Genomic DNA, 18,964 nt, shown 5'->3' on the forward strand with positions numbered 1-18,964 from the left:
ATGAATGCTGAAGACTCCCTGAAACTTGCTCGCCGGTTTATCGGGCTGCCCCTGGAAAAGCGCCAGATGTTCCTCGCTGCCCTGCAGAGGGAAGGGGTGGATTTTTCCCGGTTTCCGATTCCGACCGGCGTCGAGGCCGAGGATCGGCAGGCGCTGTCTTACGCACAGCAACGCATGTGGTTTCTCTGGCAGCTGGATCCCCAAGGTGGCGCCTATAACCTGCCGGGCGCGGTACGGCTCAATGGCCGCTTGAACCTGGCGGCACTGGAGCAAGCCTTCGCCAGCCTGGTCGAGCGTCACGAAACCCTGCGTACGGTGTTCCAGCGCCAGGCCGATGACAGTCTGTCGCAAGTGCCAGCCACCGCTCCGCTGGTGATCCGCCATGAAGACTTCAGCACACTGCCGGCCAGCGAGCGTGAACAGGCCGTGATGCAGGCCGCCGAGCAGCAGTCGGTGTTGCCATTCGACCTGGCCGTGGGTCCGCTGCTGCGGGTGACGTTGCTCAAGCTCGCCGATCAGGAGCATGTGCTGCTGCTGACCTTGCACCACATCGTTTCCGATGGCTGGTCGATGAACGTGCTGATCGACGAATTCATCCGTTGCTACGACGCGTTCGATGCCGGTCAGCAGCCGCAACTGGCCGCGCTGCCGATCCAGTACAGCGACTACGCCTTGTGGCAGCGCCGTTGGCTGGAGGCGGGCGAACAGGCGCGCCAACTCGATTACTGGCAGGCGCAACTGGGCGACGAACACCCGGTGCTGGATCTGCCGCTGGATCATTCGCGTCCGGCGATGCCGAGCTATCGCGGCACTCGCTATGAGTTCGCTGTCGATGAACAACTGGCCGGGCAACTGCGCAACACCGCGCAGCAGCATCAAGTCACGTTGTTCATGCTCTTGCTCGGTGCCTTCAACGCGCTGCTGCATCGCTACACCGGCCAGACCGACATCCGTGTCGGCGTGCCGATTGCCAACCGCAACCGTGGCGAAATCGAAGGGCTGATCGGCTTCTTCGTCAACACTCAAGTGCTGCGTACCCAACTGGACGGGCAGACCCGGGTCGACGATCTGCTGCGCGCCGTCAAGGACACCGCGCTCGGCGCTCAGGCGCATCAGGATCTGCCGTTCGAGCAACTGGTCGAAGCGCTGAAGCTGGAACGCAGCCTCAGTCACACGCCGCTGTTTCAGGTGATGTACAACCACCAGCCGCAAGTAGCGGACATCGCCAGCATCCGCACTGCCTCCGGTCTACTGCTGAACAGCCTCGACTGGCAGAGCCGTACCACCCAGTTCGACCTGACCCTCGATACCTACGAAAAGGGCGGCAAGCTGCATGCGGCGCTGACGTACGCCAGCGACTTGTTCGAGCCGGCGACCATCGAGCGCATGGCGCGCCATTGGTTGCGCTTGCTCACGGCCATGGTTGCCGATCCGTCGCAACGCGTCGGCGAATTGTCGCTGCTGGAGGCCGAGGAACAGCACACGCTGGTGCACGACTGGAACAACGTCCAAGCGGTTTACCCGACCGGAACACCGATCCATCAACTGATCGAAGCGCAGGTTGCGCGCACGCCGAATGCGCCTGCACTGGTGTTCGGTGAGCAGACGCTGAGCTACGCCGAACTGGATGCCCGGGCCAACCGCCTCGCGCATTTGCTGGGTGAACAAGGCGTGCGGGCCGACAGTCTGGTCGGCGTTTGTGCTCTGCGTTCGGTGGAAATGGTTGTGGCGCTGCTGGCGATTCTCAAGGCTGGCGGCGCTTATGTGCCACTGGATCCGGAGTACCCGCAGGAACGTCTGGCGTACATGATCGAGGACAGCGGCATCAACTTGCTGCTGACCCAGGATGCTTTGCTGGCATCGCTGCCGACTGACGGCGTGCAGGTCATTACGCTGGATCAGCCGGGCCTGCTCGACCGCTACAGCGATAGCCGCCCGAACGTCAGCGTCGATCCGCTGAACCTGGCCTATGTGATTTACACCTCGGGTTCCACCGGCAAACCGAAAGGCGCCGGCAACAGCCACGCGGCGCTGGTCAACCGCTTGTGCTGGATGCAGGAAGCGTACGCGATCGACGCCAGCGATTCGGTGTTGCAGAAAACCCCGTTCAGCTTTGACGTTTCGGTCTGGGAATTCTTCTGGCCGCTGCTGACCGGCGCGCGTCTGGTGGTTGCCGCGCCAGGTGCGCACCGCGATCCGCTGCAACTGATCGACATCATCAACCGCCACGGCATCAGCACGCTGCACTTCGTGCCGTCGATGTTGCAGGCGTTCATTCATGAGGCGGGCGTTGAAAGCTGCGTCGGCCTCAAGCGCATCGTCTGCAGCGGTGAAGCGCTGCCACTGGACGCGCAACTGCAAGTCTTCGCCAAACTGCCGAATGCCGGCCTCTACAACCTCTACGGCCCGACCGAAGCGGCGATCGACGTGACCCACTGGGCGTGTGTTGACGAAGGCGCCGACAGCGTGCCGATCGGCCGGCCGATCGCCAACCTGCGCACCCATGTGCTTGATGCCGAGCTGCTGCCGGTACCGAGTGGCGTGGCCGGCGAACTGTACCTGGGCGGCGCCGGGCTGGCGCGCAGTTATCACCAGCGTCCGGCGCTGACCGCCGAGCGTTTTGTGCCGTGCCCGTTCCATGACGGCGCGCGCCTGTACCGCACCGGTGACCGTGTTCGTCAGCGTGCCGACGGGGTGATCGAATACCTGGGTCGTCTCGACCATCAAGTGAAACTGCGCGGTCTGCGCATCGAGCTGGGTGAAATCGAAACCCGCCTGATGCAGCATCCGCTGGTGCGCGAAGCGGTGGTGCTGGTGCAGGGCGGCAAGCATCTGGTCGCGTATCTGGTGCTGGAACAGGCTCAGCCGGACGAACAGTGGCAGCAGGACGTCAAGGCGTGGCTGCTCGGCAGCCTGCCGGAATTCATGGTGCCGACCTACCTGATGACGCTGGAAAAACTGCCGGTAACGGCCAACGGCAAACTCGATCGCAAAGCCTTGCCGCAACCGGACGCCGCGCCACAACAAGCGTTCGTCGCGCCGCAGGATGTGCTGCAAAAAGCCCTGGCGGCGATCTGGGAGGACGTGCTCGGCCTTGAGCGCGTAGGCCTCGAAGACAACTTCTTCGAACTGGGCGGCGACTCGATCATTTCGATTCAAGTCGTCAGCCGTGCGCGCCAGGCCGGGATTCGTCTCAGCCCGCGCGACCTGTTCCAGTACCAGACCGTGCGCAGCCTTGCGCTGGTCGCCACGCTGGATAATCAGACCTTGGTGGATCAGGGGCCGGTGACCGGCGACGCCGTGCTCGGGCCGATTCAACAGCATTTCTTCAGCCGCGCGATGCCGCTGCGTGAGCACTGGAACCAGTCGCTGCTGCTGACCCCGCGCGACACCTTGAACGCGCAGTGGCTCGATGCTGCACTAACCGAGGTGATCAATCATCACGACGCGTTGCGCCTGCGCTTTGTCGAAAGCGCCGACGGCTGGCAGCAGAGCCATGGCCCGTTGGTTGGCAGCGCTGACTTGTGGCAGCGCGATGCCGAGTCCGCAGAACAACTGCAGACGCTGTGCAACGAAGCCCAGCGCAGCCTCGACTTGGAGAACGGTCCGCTGCTGCGTGCATTGCTGGTGACGCTGGCCGATGGCACTCAGCGCCTGAACCTGATCATTCACCACTTGGCGGTAGACGGCGTTTCCTGGCGCGTGCTGCTGGAAGATTTGCAACAGGCTTACGAGCAGCGCTCGGCGGGCGGCGGCATTCAGTTGCCGGCCAAGACCAATGCCTTCCAGAACTGGACCGCGCGTCTGGAAAGCGCCACTGCACGCTTCGATGAACAACTGGATTACTGGAAAACCCAGCATCAAGGTGCGCAGGATCTGCCGTGCGAACGTCCCGATGGCAGCCTGCAAAACCTGCACAGCGAGAAAATCGAATGGCGCCTCGACGCCGAGCGTACCCGTCAGTTGCTGCAACAGGCGCCTGCGGCGTATCGCACGCAAGTCAATGACCTGCTGTTGACCGCACTGGCGCGCACCATCAGTCGGTGGAGCCAGCAGCCCGGCACGTTGATCGAACTCGAAGGCCATGGCCGCGAAGACCTCTTCGATGACATCGACCTGACCCGCACCGTGGGCTGGTTCACCAGTTTGTTCGCGGTCAAGCTGACGGCCGCCGACGATCTCGACGGGTCGATCAAGTCGATCAAGGAGCAACTGCGCGCCGTGCCGGACAAAGGTCTGGGCTACGGCGTGCTGCGTTATCTGGCGGCACCGGCGGTGCGCGCCGAACTGGCGGAGTTGGCGCCGCCACGGATTACCTTCAACTACCTCGGCCAGTTCGATCGTCAGTTCGACGACGCGGCGCTGTTCGTGCCGTCCGCTGAAACCAGCGGCGTTGCGCAGGATCCGGCAGCGCCGTTGGCCAACTGGCTGACGCTGGAAGGCCAGGTCTATGGCGGTGAGCTGTCGATGAGCTGGGGGTTCAGCCGCGAGATGTTCGACAGCGCGACCGTGCAGTATCTGGTCGATCAATACGCGCTGGAACTGCATGCGCTGATTGAGCATTGCTGCACGTTGCAAGCCGCACAGGCAACGCCATCGGACTTCCCGCTGGCGCGCGTGACCCAGGCACAACTGGATGGGTTGCCGGTGCCGGCAGGTCAACTCGATGATGTTTATCCGCTGTCGCCGATGCAACAGGGCCTGCTGTTCCATACCCTTTATGAACAAGCGGCGGGTGAGTACATCAACCAGTTGCGCGTCGACGTCGAGGGTCTCGATCCCGAACGTTTCCGCGCCGCTTGGCAGGCCACCGTCGATGCGCAGGACATTCTGCGCAGCGGTTTCGTCTGGCAGGGTGAGCTGACGCAGCCGGTGCAGATCGTCCACAAGCAGGTGCAACTGCCATTCAGCACGCTGGACTGGCGCGACCGCGAGGATCAGCCGGCAGCGCTCGCGGCGTTGGCCGATGCTGAACGTCAACAAGGCTTTGATCTGAGCTGTGCGCCACTGCTGCGACTGGTTCTGGTGCAGACCGGTGCCGAACAATGGCATTTGATTTACACCCATCACCACATCCTGATGGACGGCTGGAGCAACTCGCAGTTGCTCGGCGAAGTCTTGCAGCGCTACAGCGGGCGCACGCCGGCGAATGGCGGCGGGCGTTATCGCGACTACATCGCCTGGCTGCAACGTCAGGACGGCCAACTGAGTGAAGATTTCTGGAACGGCCAACTGGCCGCCCTGCAAGAGCCGACCCGGCTGGCGCGCGCGGCCACCACTGGCGAGATTGCCAGCGGCCACGGCGATCACTACCTGACGCTGGACGTGCAGCGCACCCAGGCGCTGGAAACCTTTGCCCGCCAGCAAAAAGTCACCGTCAACACCTTGGTGCAAGCGGCGTGGCTGCTGTTGCTGCAACGCTATACCGGTCACGAAGCCGTGGCGTTCGGTGCGACCGTGGCCGGGCGTCCGGCGGATCTGCCGGGCATCGAGCAGCAGGTCGGTCTGTTCATCAACACCTTGCCGGTGATCGGCGCGCCGCGTCCGGATCAAAGCGTTGGCAGCTGGCTGCAAGCGGTACAGGCGCAAAACCTCAGCCTGCGCGACTTCGAACACACGCCATTGGCGGACATCCAGCGTTGGGCCGGGCAGGGCGGTGAAGCACTGTTCGACAACATTCTGGTGTTCGAGAACTACCCGATTGCCCAGGCGCTGAGTCAGGCCGGGCAAGGGCTGACATTCGGTGATGTCGGTAATCTCGAACAAACCCATTACGCGCTGAGCGTGGCGGTCACCCTCGGTCAGCAGTTGGCGTTGCACTACAGCTTTGATCGCGGCCAGTTCGCCAGCGATGTCATCGCCGGCATCAGTGCGCACCTGCTGCAATTGCTTGAGCAGTTCGCCCTGTCGGCCGAGCGCAACCTCGGTGAAATCGCTTTGGCGGACGCTCAAGAGCAGGTGCGCCAGCAAGCCGAAAACCACCCGCAGCCGTACCCGGTGGACATCGGCGTGCATCAGCGCATTGCCGCGCTGGCTGCGCAAAATCCGCAGCGCACGGCGGTGATCTTCAACGGTCAGCGTTTCAGCTACGGCGAGATCGACCAGCGTGCCAACCAACTGGCGCACGCACTGATCGCCCGTGGCGTCGGCGCGGAAACCCGCGTCGGTGTAGCCCTGCTGCGCAGTGAGTCGGTGATCGTCGCGCTGCTGGCCGTGCTCAAGGCAGGCGGCGCCTATGTGCCGCTGGATACCAGCTATCCGCGCGAACGCCTGGCCTATCTGATCGAAGATTCCGGGCTGGCGTTGTTGATCAGCGACTCGTCGGTGTCGACGCAATTACCGGTCGATGAATCGGTGCCGCTGCTGGAACTGGATCGTCTCGATTTGCGCGAGTTGCCGATCAAGGCGCCGCACGTGCAGCTCGATCCGCACAACCTCGCCTACGTGATTTATACCTCCGGTTCCACCGGCAATCCGAAAGGCGTCAGCGTCGCCCACGGCCCGTTGGCCATGCATTGCCAGGCCATCGGTCAACGCTATGAAATGCGCGACAGTGACTGTGAATTCCATTTCATGTCGTTCGCCTTCGACGGTGCCCACGAACGCTGGCTGACCAGCCTGACCCACGGTGCGTCGCTGCTGATTCGCGACGACACGCTGTGGACGCCGGAGCAGACCTACAACGCGATGATCGAACACGGCGTGACCGTCGTCGCATTCCCGCCGGTGTACCTGCAACAACTGGCCGAACACGCCGAGCGCGTCGGCAATCCGCCGAAAGTGCGGATCTATTGCTTTGGCGGTGATGCGGTGCCGAACGCCAGTTTCGAGCGGGTCAAGCGCGCGCTCGATCCGGACTACATCATCAACGGTTACGGCCCGACCGAAACCGTGGTCACCCCACTGATCTGGAAGGCCGGTCGCGAAGTGCCGTGTGGCGCTGCGTATGCGTCAATCGGCAGCCGTATCGGTGACCGCAGCGCCTACGTGCTCGACGCTGATCTGAACCTGCTGCCGCAAGGCATGGCCGGTGAGCTGTACCTTGGTGGCACGGGGCTGGCGCGGGGTTATCTGAACCGTCCGGGGCTGACTGCCGAGCGTTTTGTGGCTGATCCGTTCAGCACCAACGGCGGTTTGCTTTATCGCACTGGCGACCTGGTCCGTCAGCGTGCCGATGGCACGTTCGATTATCTGGATCGCATCGACAATCAGGTGAAAATCCGCGGTTTCCGCATCGAGCTGGGCGAAGTCGAAGCGGCGCTGCAAGCCCTCGACGGCGTACGCGAAGCGGTGGTCGTGGCGCAGGAAGGCAGCGCCGGCAGTGGCAAGCGTCTGGTGGCGTATGTGGTGGGCGATTCCAGCCGTGCCGACTTCACTGACGATCTGCGTGCACAACTCAAGGCGACGTTGCCAGCGCACATGGTGCCGGCGTATGTGCTGCGTCTGGAGCGCATGCCGCTGACGCCGAACGGCAAACTCGATCGCAAGAACCTGCCGAAACCGGACGTCAGCCAACTGCAGCAAACTTACGTTGCACCGCAAACCGCGCTGGAGCAGCAACTGGCGACGATCTGGCAGGACGTGCTCAAGCTTGAGCAAGTGGGCGTCAGCGACAACTTCTTCGAGCTGGGCGGCGACTCGATCATTTCGATTCAGGTGGTCAGCCGTGCGCGGCAGGCCGGGATTCGCTTCACGCCCAAAGACCTGTTCCAGCACCAGACCATCGCCGCACTGGCGTTGGTGGCGCAGACCGGCGAAGCGCTGCAATCGATCGATCAGCAACCGGTGACGGGCAGCACTGCGCTGTTGCCGATTCATCAGGAATTCTTCGCGCAGGCGATTCCCGATCGTCATCACTGGAACCAGTCGGTGATGCTCAAGCCGATGCAGGCGCTGGACGCGCAACTGCTGGAACAGGCGCTGGATGCCTTGGTGCTGCATCACGACAGCTTGCGTCTGGAGTTTGCCGAGCAGGCTGAGCGTTGGGTCGCGCAATACCGCGACGTTGCCACGCAAGCCGGCGAGACCATCCTCTGGCAAGTCGATGTGGCTGATCTCGCGGCGCTGGAGGCCCTGGGTGAAAAGGCCCAGCGCAGCTTGCAATTGAGCGGCGGCTCGCTGATTCGCGCGGTGTTGGCGAACCTGGCTGACGGTACGCAACGCCTGTTGCTGATCGTGCATCACCTGGTGGTCGATGGCGTGTCGTGGCGGATTCTGTTCGAGGATCTGCAAAACGCTTATCGGCAGATCCTTGCCGGTAACCCCGTGCAATTGCCGGCCAAGACCAGTGCAGTCAAAGCCTGGGCGGCAGCGTTGCAGGACTATGCGGCAAGCCCAGCGCTGCAAACCGAACTGGGCTTTTGGCAGCAGCAGTTGCAGGGCGCCTCGGCTGCCTTGCCTTATGACCATCCGCACGGCGGGCAGCAACACGATCAGGCGCTGACGATCCGCAGCAAACTGGACAAAGCCCTGACCCGTCAACTCTTGCAGGATGCGCCGCAGGCCTATCGCACGCAGGTCAACGATCTGCTGCTGACGGCGCTGGCGCGAGTGATGGTGCGCTGGACCGGTGACGACAGTGCGTTGGTCTTGCTCGAGGGTCACGGTCGCGAAGACCTCTTCGACAGCATCGACCTGACCCGCACTGTGGGCTGGTTCACCAGCGTGTTTCCGGCGCGTCTGTCGCCGGTCACCGAGTTGGGCGCATCGCTCAAGCAAGTGAAGGAGCAGCTGCGGGCAATCCCGCACAAAGGCATCGGTTTCGGTGCGCTGGCACATCTGGGCGCTGCGCCGTCTCGCGAGGCACTGCAAGGCTTGCCGGCACCGCGCCTGACCTTCAACTATCTGGGCCAGTTCGACGGCAGCTTCAATGCGGCCGATGAAGCCTTGTTCGCACCGACCAGCGAAGCCGGCGGCGCAGAAGTCAATATGCAAGGCCCGCTGGGCAACCCGCTGGCATTGAACGGCAAGGTCTTCGGCGGCGAACTGGACCTGAGCTGGACCTACAGTGGCGCCATGTTCGACGCGGCGACCATTCAGCGTCTGGCCGATGACTACGTGCAAGAGCTGACCGCGCTGATCGGCCATTGCTGTGACAGCGGCAACCGTGGCGTGACGCCGTCGGACTTCCCGCTGGCGCAACTGTCGCAAGCGCAACTGGATGCGCTGGTGCTGGAACCGCAAGGCATCGATGACATCTATCCGCTGTCGCCGATGCAGCAAGGCATGTTGTTCCACACCTTGCTCGAACACGGCAATGGCGACTACATCAACCAGATGCGCCTCGACGTCGATGGCGTCGACCCGCAGCGTTTCCGCGCGGCCTGGCAAGCAGTGGTGGATGCCCACGATATTCTGCGCAGCGGATTCTTCTGGCAGGGCGACTTGCCGCAACCGGTGCAAGTGGTGCAGCGGCAGGTGGACGTGCCGTTCAGCGTGCTCGACTGGAACGGCAAGGTTGATCTGGAGGCGGCGCTGCAAATCCTGGCTGACGAGGAGCGAGCGCTGGGCCTGGACCTGACCTGCGCGCCGCTGTTGCGCCTGGTGCTGGTGCGCACGGCGACTGATCGTCATCACCTGATCTACACCAACCACCACATCCTGATGGACGGCTGGAGCAGCGCGCAGTTGCTTGGCGAAGTGCTGCAGCACTATCGCGGCGAAGCGGTGCCGCGCCCGGCGGGTCGCTATCGCGATTACATCGGTTGGCTGCAACGTCAGGATGCAACCGCGGCTGAAGCCTACTGGCTGGCGACGCTGGTCAATCTGCACGAGCCGACGCGTCTGGCCAATGCCATTGCACGGCCAGTCGACGCTTTGCCGAATGTCGGTTATGGCGACCATTACCAAGTGCTGGACGCTGATCTGAGCGTACGTCTGGGTGAATTTGCCCGGGCCTCGAAAGTCACTGTTAACACGCTGGTGCAAGCCGCGTGGCTGTTGCTGTTGCAGCGCTACACCGGCAAGGACTGCGTGGCGTTCGGCGCGACCGTAGCCGGACGTCCGGCGGATCTGCCGGGGGCCGAAGAACAGATCGGTCTGTTCATCAACACCTTGCCAGTGGTGGCCGCGCCGCAAGCGCAGCAGAGTCTGGCCAGTTGGCTGCAAGCCGTGCAGGCGCAGAACCTCGCTTCACGCGAGTTCGAACACACGCCGCTGGCGGACATTCAGCGCTGGGCCGGGCAGGGCGGTGACGCACTGTTCGACAGCCTGATGGTGTTCGAAAACTACCCGATTGGCGAAGCGCTGGAGCGCGGTGCGCCGCAGGGTTTGCGTTTTGGTGCAGTGGTCAATCAAGAGCAGACCAACTATCCGTTGACCTTGCTGGTGAGCATGGGCGCGCAACTGTCGGTGCATTTCAGCTATCAGCGCGACAGCTTCGCCCCGGCCAGCGTGGCGCAGTTGGGCGCGAGTCTGCAGCGTTTGCTGACGCAGATGGCTGCAGCAGGTGAACGCTCGTTGAGCGAGTTGAACCTGATCGACAACGGCCCAAGTGTCGAGACCGACTTCGTCACCGAGCTGTGCATTCATCAAGGCATTGCCCGCCAAGTGGCAGCAACCCCGGATGCGCTGGCGGTGACCTTCGCCGATACGCGACTGACCTACGCCGAACTGGACGCGCAAGCCAACCGTCTGGCGCACAAGCTGATCGAGTTGGGTGTCGGCCCGGAAGTGCGCGTGGGCGTGGCGATGCCGCGTTCCGAGCAGTTGCTGATTGCCTTGCTGGCGGTGCTCAAGTCGGGTGGCGCGTATGTGCCGCTGGACCCGGATTATCCGGCCGATCGCGTTGCCTACATGCTCGAAGACAGCCGTGCGCGGGTGTTGCTCACCGAGCAAGCGGTCGCTGCGACGCTGAGCGTGCCGGGCGATACGCAAGTACTGCTGATGGATCAGGTTTCGCTGAGCGGTTACTCAGATGTCGCGCCGCAAACGGCGGTGCAGCCGGACAACCTCGCCTACGTCATCTACACCTCCGGTTCCACCGGCAAACCGAAAGGCGTGGCGATTGCTCACCGCAACGTCATGGCGCTGATCGACTGGTCGGCCAAGGTCTACAGCCGCGACGACATCCAGGGCGTGCTGGCCTCGACTTCGGTGTGCTTCGACCTGTCAGTGTGGGAGCTGTTTGTCACGTTGGCCAACGGCGGTTCGCTGATCATCGCGCGCAATGCTTTGGAGCTGGCAAACCTGCCGGCTTGCGATCAGGTGCGTCTGATCAACACCGTGCCATCGGCGATCGCTGCGCTGCAACGCGCCGGGCAGATTCCGCCGAGCGTGCGCATCATCAACCTGGCGGGTGAGCCGCTCAAACAAGGGCTTGTCAACGCGCTGTATCAGCAGTCGACAGTCGAGCATGTCTACGACCTGTACGGTCCGTCGGAAGACACCACCTATTCGACCTGGACCCGCCGCATCGCCGGTGGTCAACCGCGCATCGGTCGTGCTCTTGATCACAGCGTCAGCCATTTGCTCGACGCCGATCTGCAAGCGGTGCCGCAAGGGATTTCGGCGGAGCTGTACTTGTCCGGCGCCGGCATCACCCGCGGTTATCTGGGGCGTGCGGCGATGACCGCCGAGCGCTTCGTGCCGAATCCGTTCGTCGGCAATGGCGAGCGCATGTACCGCACCGGCGACCTGATTCGTGAACGCGAAGAGGGCGCGCTGGAGTACATGGGCCGAATCGACCATCAGGTGAAAATTCGTGGATTCCGCATCGAACTGGGCGAGATCGAGGCGCGATTGCTCGCTCAACCGGCGGTCACCGAAGCGGCGGTGCTGGCCGTTGAAGGAGAGGGCGGTGCGCAACTGGTGGCCTACGTGGTCGCCCCGCAACTGGATCTGTACGACGGCGAAGCGCAACGGCAACTGCGCGACGGACTAAAGACTGACCTCAAGTCTTCGTTACCTGACTACATGATTCCCGCGCACCTGCTGTTCCTTGAGCAGTTGCCACTGACCCCTAACGGCAAACTCGACCGCAAGGCCCTGCCAGCGGTGGATGCCAGCCAGATGCAGGCCGCGTACGTCGCGCCGCAGAGTGAGCTTGAGCAGCAGGTCGCGGCGATCTGGCAGCAGGTGCTCGAGGTTGAACGCATTGGTCTGAACGATCACTTCTTCGAACTGGGCGGGCACTCGCTGCTGGCGGTCAACGTGGTGTCGCGCATGGCCCTTGAGCTGGGCCTGACGCTGACCCCGCAACTGTTATTCCAGCACCCCGTCCTGAGCGACTTTGTCGCTCGACTCGATACAGGAGGCGGGGCAATCAACGAACAGAAACTGAGCAAGCTGGAAGCCCTGCTTGACGATATGGAGGAAGTCTGATGGACAAGAGTGTTGCTTTGAGGGTAGCCAAGCGCTTTATCACTCTGCCGCTGGACAAACGTAAGCTGTACCTGGAAAAGATGCTCGAAGAGGGCGTCTCTCCGGCCAACCTGCCGATCCCGGAAACACGTTCCGGGTTTGCAGCGATTCCTCTGTCGTACGCTCAGGAACGCCAACTGTTCCTCTGGCAAATGGACCCGCACAGCACCGCGTATCACATCCCCAGCGCCTTGCGCCTCAAGGGGCAACTGGATGTGGCGGCGCTGGAACGCAGCTTCAATGCGGTGGCGGCGCGTCATGAAAGTCTGCGCACCACGTTTGCCGAGCACGGCGAAACCTTCTGCCAGGTGATTCACCCGCAATTGCCGCTGCGCATCACCCTGGCACCGTTGCCGGCAGGCCTCGACGCCGCTGGCGAAGAGGCGGCGATCAAGGCGTTTGTCGAAAGCGAAACCGCGCGCCCGTTCAATCTGCAACAGGGGCCGCTGCTGCGCGTGGCATTGCTCAAGGTCGCTGATGACGATCATGTGCTGGTGTTGATCCAGCACCACATCATCTCCGATGGCTGGTCGATCAAAGTGCTGGTCAACGAGTTGATCCAGCATTACGCCGCCGACACCGCCGGGCAGCCACTGGCATTGCCGGAACTGGAGGTGCAATACGCCGACTACGCGATCTGGCAGCGTCACTGGCTGGAAGCGGGTGAGCGCGAGCGGCAGCTGGCTTACTGGATCAAGACGCTGGACGGCGAGCAGCCGGTGCTGGAATTGCCGATCGATTTTCCGCGTCCGGCGGTGCAAAGCCTGCGCGGTGCACGTCTGCAACTGGACCTGCCAGCCGCCCTCGGCGATGCGCTCAAACAACTGGCTCAGCGCGAAGGTGCGAGCCTGTTCATGGTGTTGCTGGCGTCGTTTCAGGCGTTGCTGCATCGCTACAGCGGCCAGGCGCAGGTTCGCGTCGGCGTGCCCACGGCTAACCGCAACCGGGTCGAAACTGAAGGCCTGATCGGCTTCTTCGTCAACACCCAAGTACTCAATGCCGAAGTGCATGGTCAACTGCCGTTCAACCAATTGCTGGCGCAGGTCAAGCAAGCGGCGATGGCCGCGCAGGCGCATCAGGATCTGCCGTTCGAGCAGTTGATCGAAGCGCTGCAACCGGAGCGCAGCCTGAGCCACAGCCCGGTGTTCCAGGTGATGTTCAACCACCAGACCAGCCGTGATCAGGGCCGTAGCGCGGTGCAACTGCCGCAGCTGAGCGTCGAAGATGTGCAGTGGGAAGGGCGCACCGCGCAATTCGACCTGACGCTCAATACCTATGAATCGAATGACGGTTTCGCCGCCGAGCTGACCTACGCTACCGATCTGTTCAAGCCGGAAACGGTCGAGCGTCTGGCGCGTCATTGGCAAAACCTGTTGCAAGGTATTGTGGCCGCACCGACTCAACGGGTTGGCGAGTTGCCCTTGCTGGAAAGTGCCGAGCACGGCGTGTTGTTGCAGGACTGGTTGCGTGTAGCTGATCACAGCGCGCAGGCCGAGTGCGTGCAGCAGGACTTTGCCTTGCAGGCGCAACGAAACCCGCAGGCCACGGCGCTGATCATCGGCGACGATGTACTGACGTATGGCGAACTGGATGCCCGGGCCAATCAACTGGCGCATCACCTGATCGAGGCCGGCGTCGGCCCGGATCAGCTGGTCGGCATCGCGGTGGAGCGCAGCGTTGAGATGATCGTCGGCCTGTTGGCGATCCTCAAGGCCGGCGGCGCTTATGTGCCGCTGGACCCGGCGTATCCCGAGGATCGCCTAGCCTACATGATCGAAGACAGCGGTCTGCAATTGCTGCTGACCCAAATGCATTTGCAAGCGCAGTTGCCGATCCCGGCGGGTGTGCACACCCTGTTGCTCGATCAGTCAGGTGACTGGCTAGCGACTTATCCACAGACCGCGCCGGACGTTGCCGTCAATGGCGAGCTTCTGGCGTACACGATCTACACCTCCGGCTCCACCGGCAAACCGAAAGGCGTGATGGTGCGCCACGCGGCACTGAGCAATTTTGTCGCGAGCATGATCAAGCAGCCGGGGATTGCCGCTGCAGATCGCATGCTGTCGCTGACCACGTTCTCGTTCGATATTTTTGGCCTGGAAATCTATGGCCCATTGCTCGCCGGCGCCTGTGTGGTGCTGACCGGCAAGGATGTGCATCAGGATCCGCAAGCGGTGCTCGAACTGATCGAGCGTCATGCCGTCAGCGTCCTGCAAGCCACGCCATCGACCTGGCGCATGCTGCTCGACAACGAACACGCAGCGATTCTCAAGGGCCGCACGTTCCTCTGTGGTGGTGAAGCGCTGCCGCAGGAGCTGGCCAATCGCATGCTGGCGCTGACGCCGAGCGTGTGGAACCTGTATGGCCCGACCGAAACCACGATCTGGTCGGCGCAACACGCACTGAGCGCGGACCACAGCCGTCCATTCCTCGGCACGCCGATAGACAACACCGCGCTGTACATTCTCGGCAGCGACCTTGAGCTCAATCCGCTCGGCGCACCCGGTGAATTGCTGATTGGCGGTGACGGTCTGGCCCGTGGTTACTTCCAGCGCCCGAGTCTGACCGCTGAACGGTTTGTGCCGGATCCGTTCTCGGCAAACGGTGCGCGTCTGTACCGCACCGGCGACCTGACCCGTTATCGCGCAGAAGGCGTGATCGAGTACATCGGGCGCATCGACCATCAAGTGAAAATCCGTGGTTTCCGAATCGAGCTGGGCGAGATCGAGGCCCGTTTGCTCGCGCTGGACAGCGTGCGTGAAACCGTCGTCGTCGCTCAGGACGGCCCGACCGGCGCGCAACTGGTCGGCTATGTGGTGCCATCCGCCAGCGCTGTTGACGAAGTCGAACTGCGCGCCGCTCTGAAAGCCAGCCTCAAGGCTGAACTGCCGGAATACATGGTGCCGGCGCACCTGCTGTTCCTTGCGCAACTGCCGCTGACCCCCAACGGCAAAGTCGACCGCAAAGCCTTGCCGGCACCCGATGCCAGCCAGTTGCAATCGACCTATATCGCGCCGCAAACCGCGACTCAACACAGCGTCGCCGAGATCTGGCAAGCGGTGCTCAAGCTTGAGCGTGTCGGCCTGAGTGACAACTTCTTCGAGCTTGGCGGCCACTCCTTGCTGGTGACCCAAGTGGTCTCGCGAGTGCGCCAGGCGTTGAACGTTCAGGTACCGCTGCGCACGCTGTTCGAGCACAGCACGCTGGAAGATTTCGTTGCCGCGCTGGGTGTCGATCAGGCGACGCAGGAACCGGCGATTGTCGCGCTGCCGCGTACGCAACCGATGGCACTTTCCTATGCGCAGGAACGTCAGTGGTTCCTTTGGCAACTGGAGCCGACCAGCAGCGCTTATCACGTTCCGGCCGCACTGCGTCTGCGTGGTGAGTTGAATCTGCCGGCGTTGCAGCACAGCTTCAATGCACTGATCGAGCGTCACGAATCCCTGCGCACCTGTTTCGTCGAACAGCAGGGCCAGACCCTGCAAGTGATTCAGACGCAGGGCACGCTGGATCTGCAAGTACAGGACGTAGCAGGGCTGGACGATGCAGCGCTGCAAGCGCTGGTCGCCGAAGAAACCCTGCACTTGTTCAACCTGCAGCAAGGCCCGTTGCTGCGAGTGAAACTGCTGCGTCTGGCTGCCGATGACCATGCGCTGGTGATCACCTTGCACCACATCGTCTCCGACGGTTGGTCGATGAACATCATGGTCGATGAACTGGTGGCGCTCTATGCCGCGTACAGCCAGGGCCAGACCGCGCAATTGCCGGCGTTGCCGGTGCAATACGCCGACTATGCCGTGTGGCAGAAACAGTGGATGGACGCCGGTGAGCGCGAGCGTCAGTTGAATTACTGGACCGCGCAACTCGGCGATGGCGATCAGCCGTTGCTGGAGCTGCCGACCGACCGTCCGCGCCCCGCCGAGCAAAGCTATCGCGGCGCGCGTCGCGACATCCCGCTGAGCCTCGAACTGACCACGGCCCTCAAGCACGTCGCGCAGCGTGAAAACGTTACCCTGTTCGCGCTGTTGCTGGCGTCGTTCCAGACCTTGCTGCACCGCTACAGCGGTCAGGCCGACATCCGTGTTGGCGTACCGGTGGCCAACCGTAATCGGGTCGAGACGGAAGGGCTGATTGGCTTCTTCGTCAACACCCAAGTGCTCAAGGCTGAATTCGACAGCCAGCAGACCTTCCGCAGCCTGTTGCAGCAAGTGAAGAACACCGTGCTCGGCGCTCAGGCGCATCAGGATCTGCCGTTCGAGCAACTGGTCGACGCGCTGCAACCGGAACGTAGCCTCAGCCACAGTCCGCTGTTCCAGGTGATGCACAACCACCAGAGCCAGGCGCGGCAGGCACAAGGCGCGACACGCTTGCCGCAACTGCAGATCGAAGGCTTGCCGTGGGCGTCGAATACTGCGCAGTTTGATTTGACCCTGAACACTTTTGAATCGACCGACAATGTCTGGGCCGAGCTGACTTACGCCACCGACCTGTTCGACGTCGAGACTATCGAGCGCCTGTCGCAACACTGGACGAATCTGCTGCAAGGCATCGTCACCGACAGCGGCCAGCGTATCGCTGAGCTGCCGCTGCACGACGCCGCCGAACGCGCAGCAACCCTGCTGCAATGGAACCCGGCCGTGGCCGATTTCCCTAACGAGCAGTGCCTGCATCACTTGATCGAAGCCCAGGCCGCCCGCGCACCGCAAGCGGTGGCCGTGACGTATGCAGAACAGTCCTTGAGCTACGGTGAACTCAACAGCCGCGCCAACCAGTTGGCCCACAAACTGATTGCCAGTGGCGTCGGCCCGGACGTGCGCGTCGGCCTGGCCGTTGAGCGCAGCCTCGACATGCTGGTCGGACTGCTCGCCATTCTCAAGGCCGGCGGTGCTTACGTGCCGCTGGACCCAGGCTATCCGGAAGAGCGCCTGAGCTACATGATCGGCGACAGCGGCATCGGCCTGCTGTTGAGCCAAAGTCATCTGCTCGGCCGACTGCCCGTACCGGACTCGGTGCGCAGCCTGATGCTCGATCAGGATCGCGAAGACCTCGAAAGTTACAGCGACAGCAATCCGCACGTGCGCATGAGCGCCGACAACCTCGCGTACGTGATCTACACCTCGGGTTCGACCGGTCAGCCAAAGGGCACCTTGCTCGCGCACCGCAACGTGCTGCGCCTGTTCGAAGCCACTGCGGCGTGGTTCGATTTCGGCCCGCAGGATGTCTGGAGCCTGTTCCATTCCTACGCATTCGACTTCTCCGTGTGGGAGATTTTCGGTGCGCTGCTGTACGGCGGCAAACTGGTGGTAGTGCCTTACGAGGTCAGCCGTGCGCCGGAAGATTTCTTCGCTTTGCTGTGCCGCGAAGGCATCACCGTGCTCAACCAGACGCCGTCGGCGTTCAAGCAGTTGATGCAAGTTGCTTGCGCCCCGGAGCACACCGCGCAACAGCCGGCGCTGCGTTATGTGGTGTTCGGCGGTGAAGCGCTGGACGTGAAGAGCCTGCGTCCATGGTTCGAGCGTTTCGGCGATCAGGCGCCACAACTGATCAATATGTACGGCATCACTGAAACCACCGTGCACGTGACTTACCGGCCGTTATCGATGGCCGATTTGCAGCGTGACGCAAGCAGCCCGATCGGCGAGCCGATTGCCGACCTGTCGTGGTACCTGCTCGATGGCGACCTGAACCCGGTAGCCAAGGGTTGTATCGGTGAGCTGTATGTTGGCCGCGCCGGTCTGGCGCGCGGTTATCTGAACCGTGCCGACCTGACCACGCTGCGTTTCATTCCCGATCCGTTTGCCGCTGACGGCGGTCGTCTGTATCGCACCGGCGACCTGGCGCGCTATCGCGCCGACGGCGTGATCGAATACATCGGGCGGATCGACCATCAGGTGAAGATTCGCGGTTTCCGCATTGAGTTGGGCGAAATCGAAGCGCAACTGCTCGAACAGGCTGCCGTACGCCAGGCGGTGGTGCTGGCGCAGCCGGGCCTCAGTGGTCAACAACTGGTTGCGTATCTGGTGCCGACTGATGCGGCATTACTCGACGCCAGCGCCGCTGAACAAGCGCAATGGCGCGACAGCGTGCGTGCCGAGCTCAAGGAAAATCTGCCGGATCACATGATCCCGGCGCACCTGTTGTTGCTCGCACAATTGCCGCTGACCGCCAACGGCAAGCTCAACCGCAGCGCGTTGCCGTCGCCGGACGTCAGTCAGGCGCAGCAGGCCTATCAGGCACCGCAAAGTGAGCTGGAACAACGCTTGGCTGCAATCTGGCAAGACGTGCTGAAGCTGCCGCAAGTGGGCCTCAACGATAACTTCTTCGAATTGGGTGGCGACTCGATCATTTCGATTCAGGTGGTCAGCCGCGCGCGTCAGGCCGGTATTCGCCTGAACCCGAAAGACCTGTTCCAGCACCAGACCATTCAACGTCTGGCCTTGGTCGCGCAGTTGGGCGACGACGAATCGAGCATCGACCAACAAGCGGTCACCGGCGCAGCGTTGCTGTTGCCGATCCAGCAGCAGTTCTTCGACGATGAAATCCCTGAGCGTCATCACTGGAACCAGTCGGTGCTGCTCAAACCGCGTCAGCCGCTGGACGGGGA

At 62.6% G+C, this 18,964-nt stretch carries 2 protein-coding genes (1 of these 2 cut by a window edge); both read left to right on the forward strand.

Annotation, left to right across the window (positions count from 1 at the left end; genetic code table 11):
* Nucleotides 1–12,321: a non-ribosomal peptide synthase/polyketide synthase gene (locus tag QOM10_RS09795; RefSeq protein ID WP_316917936.1), complete on the forward strand. Its 12,321-nt coding sequence runs from the start codon at nt 1–3 to the stop codon at nt 12,319–12,321.
* Nucleotides 12,321–18,964, forward strand: the beginning of a protein-coding gene (locus tag QOM10_RS09800) for a non-ribosomal peptide synthase/polyketide synthase (RefSeq protein WP_316917937.1). Its footprint extends 6,883 nt past the window's final position; the window shows 6,644 of its 13,527 coding nt (coding positions 1–6,644); its start codon is at nt 12,321–12,323; its stop codon lies beyond the right edge, outside the window. The genes QOM10_RS09795 and QOM10_RS09800 overlap by 1 nt, the downstream gene beginning before the upstream one ends.

Origin of the sequence: Pseudomonas sp. P108, from assembly GCF_032613195.1 — a bacterium.
Classification (GTDB): Bacteria; Pseudomonadota; Gammaproteobacteria; order Pseudomonadales; family Pseudomonadaceae; genus Aquipseudomonas.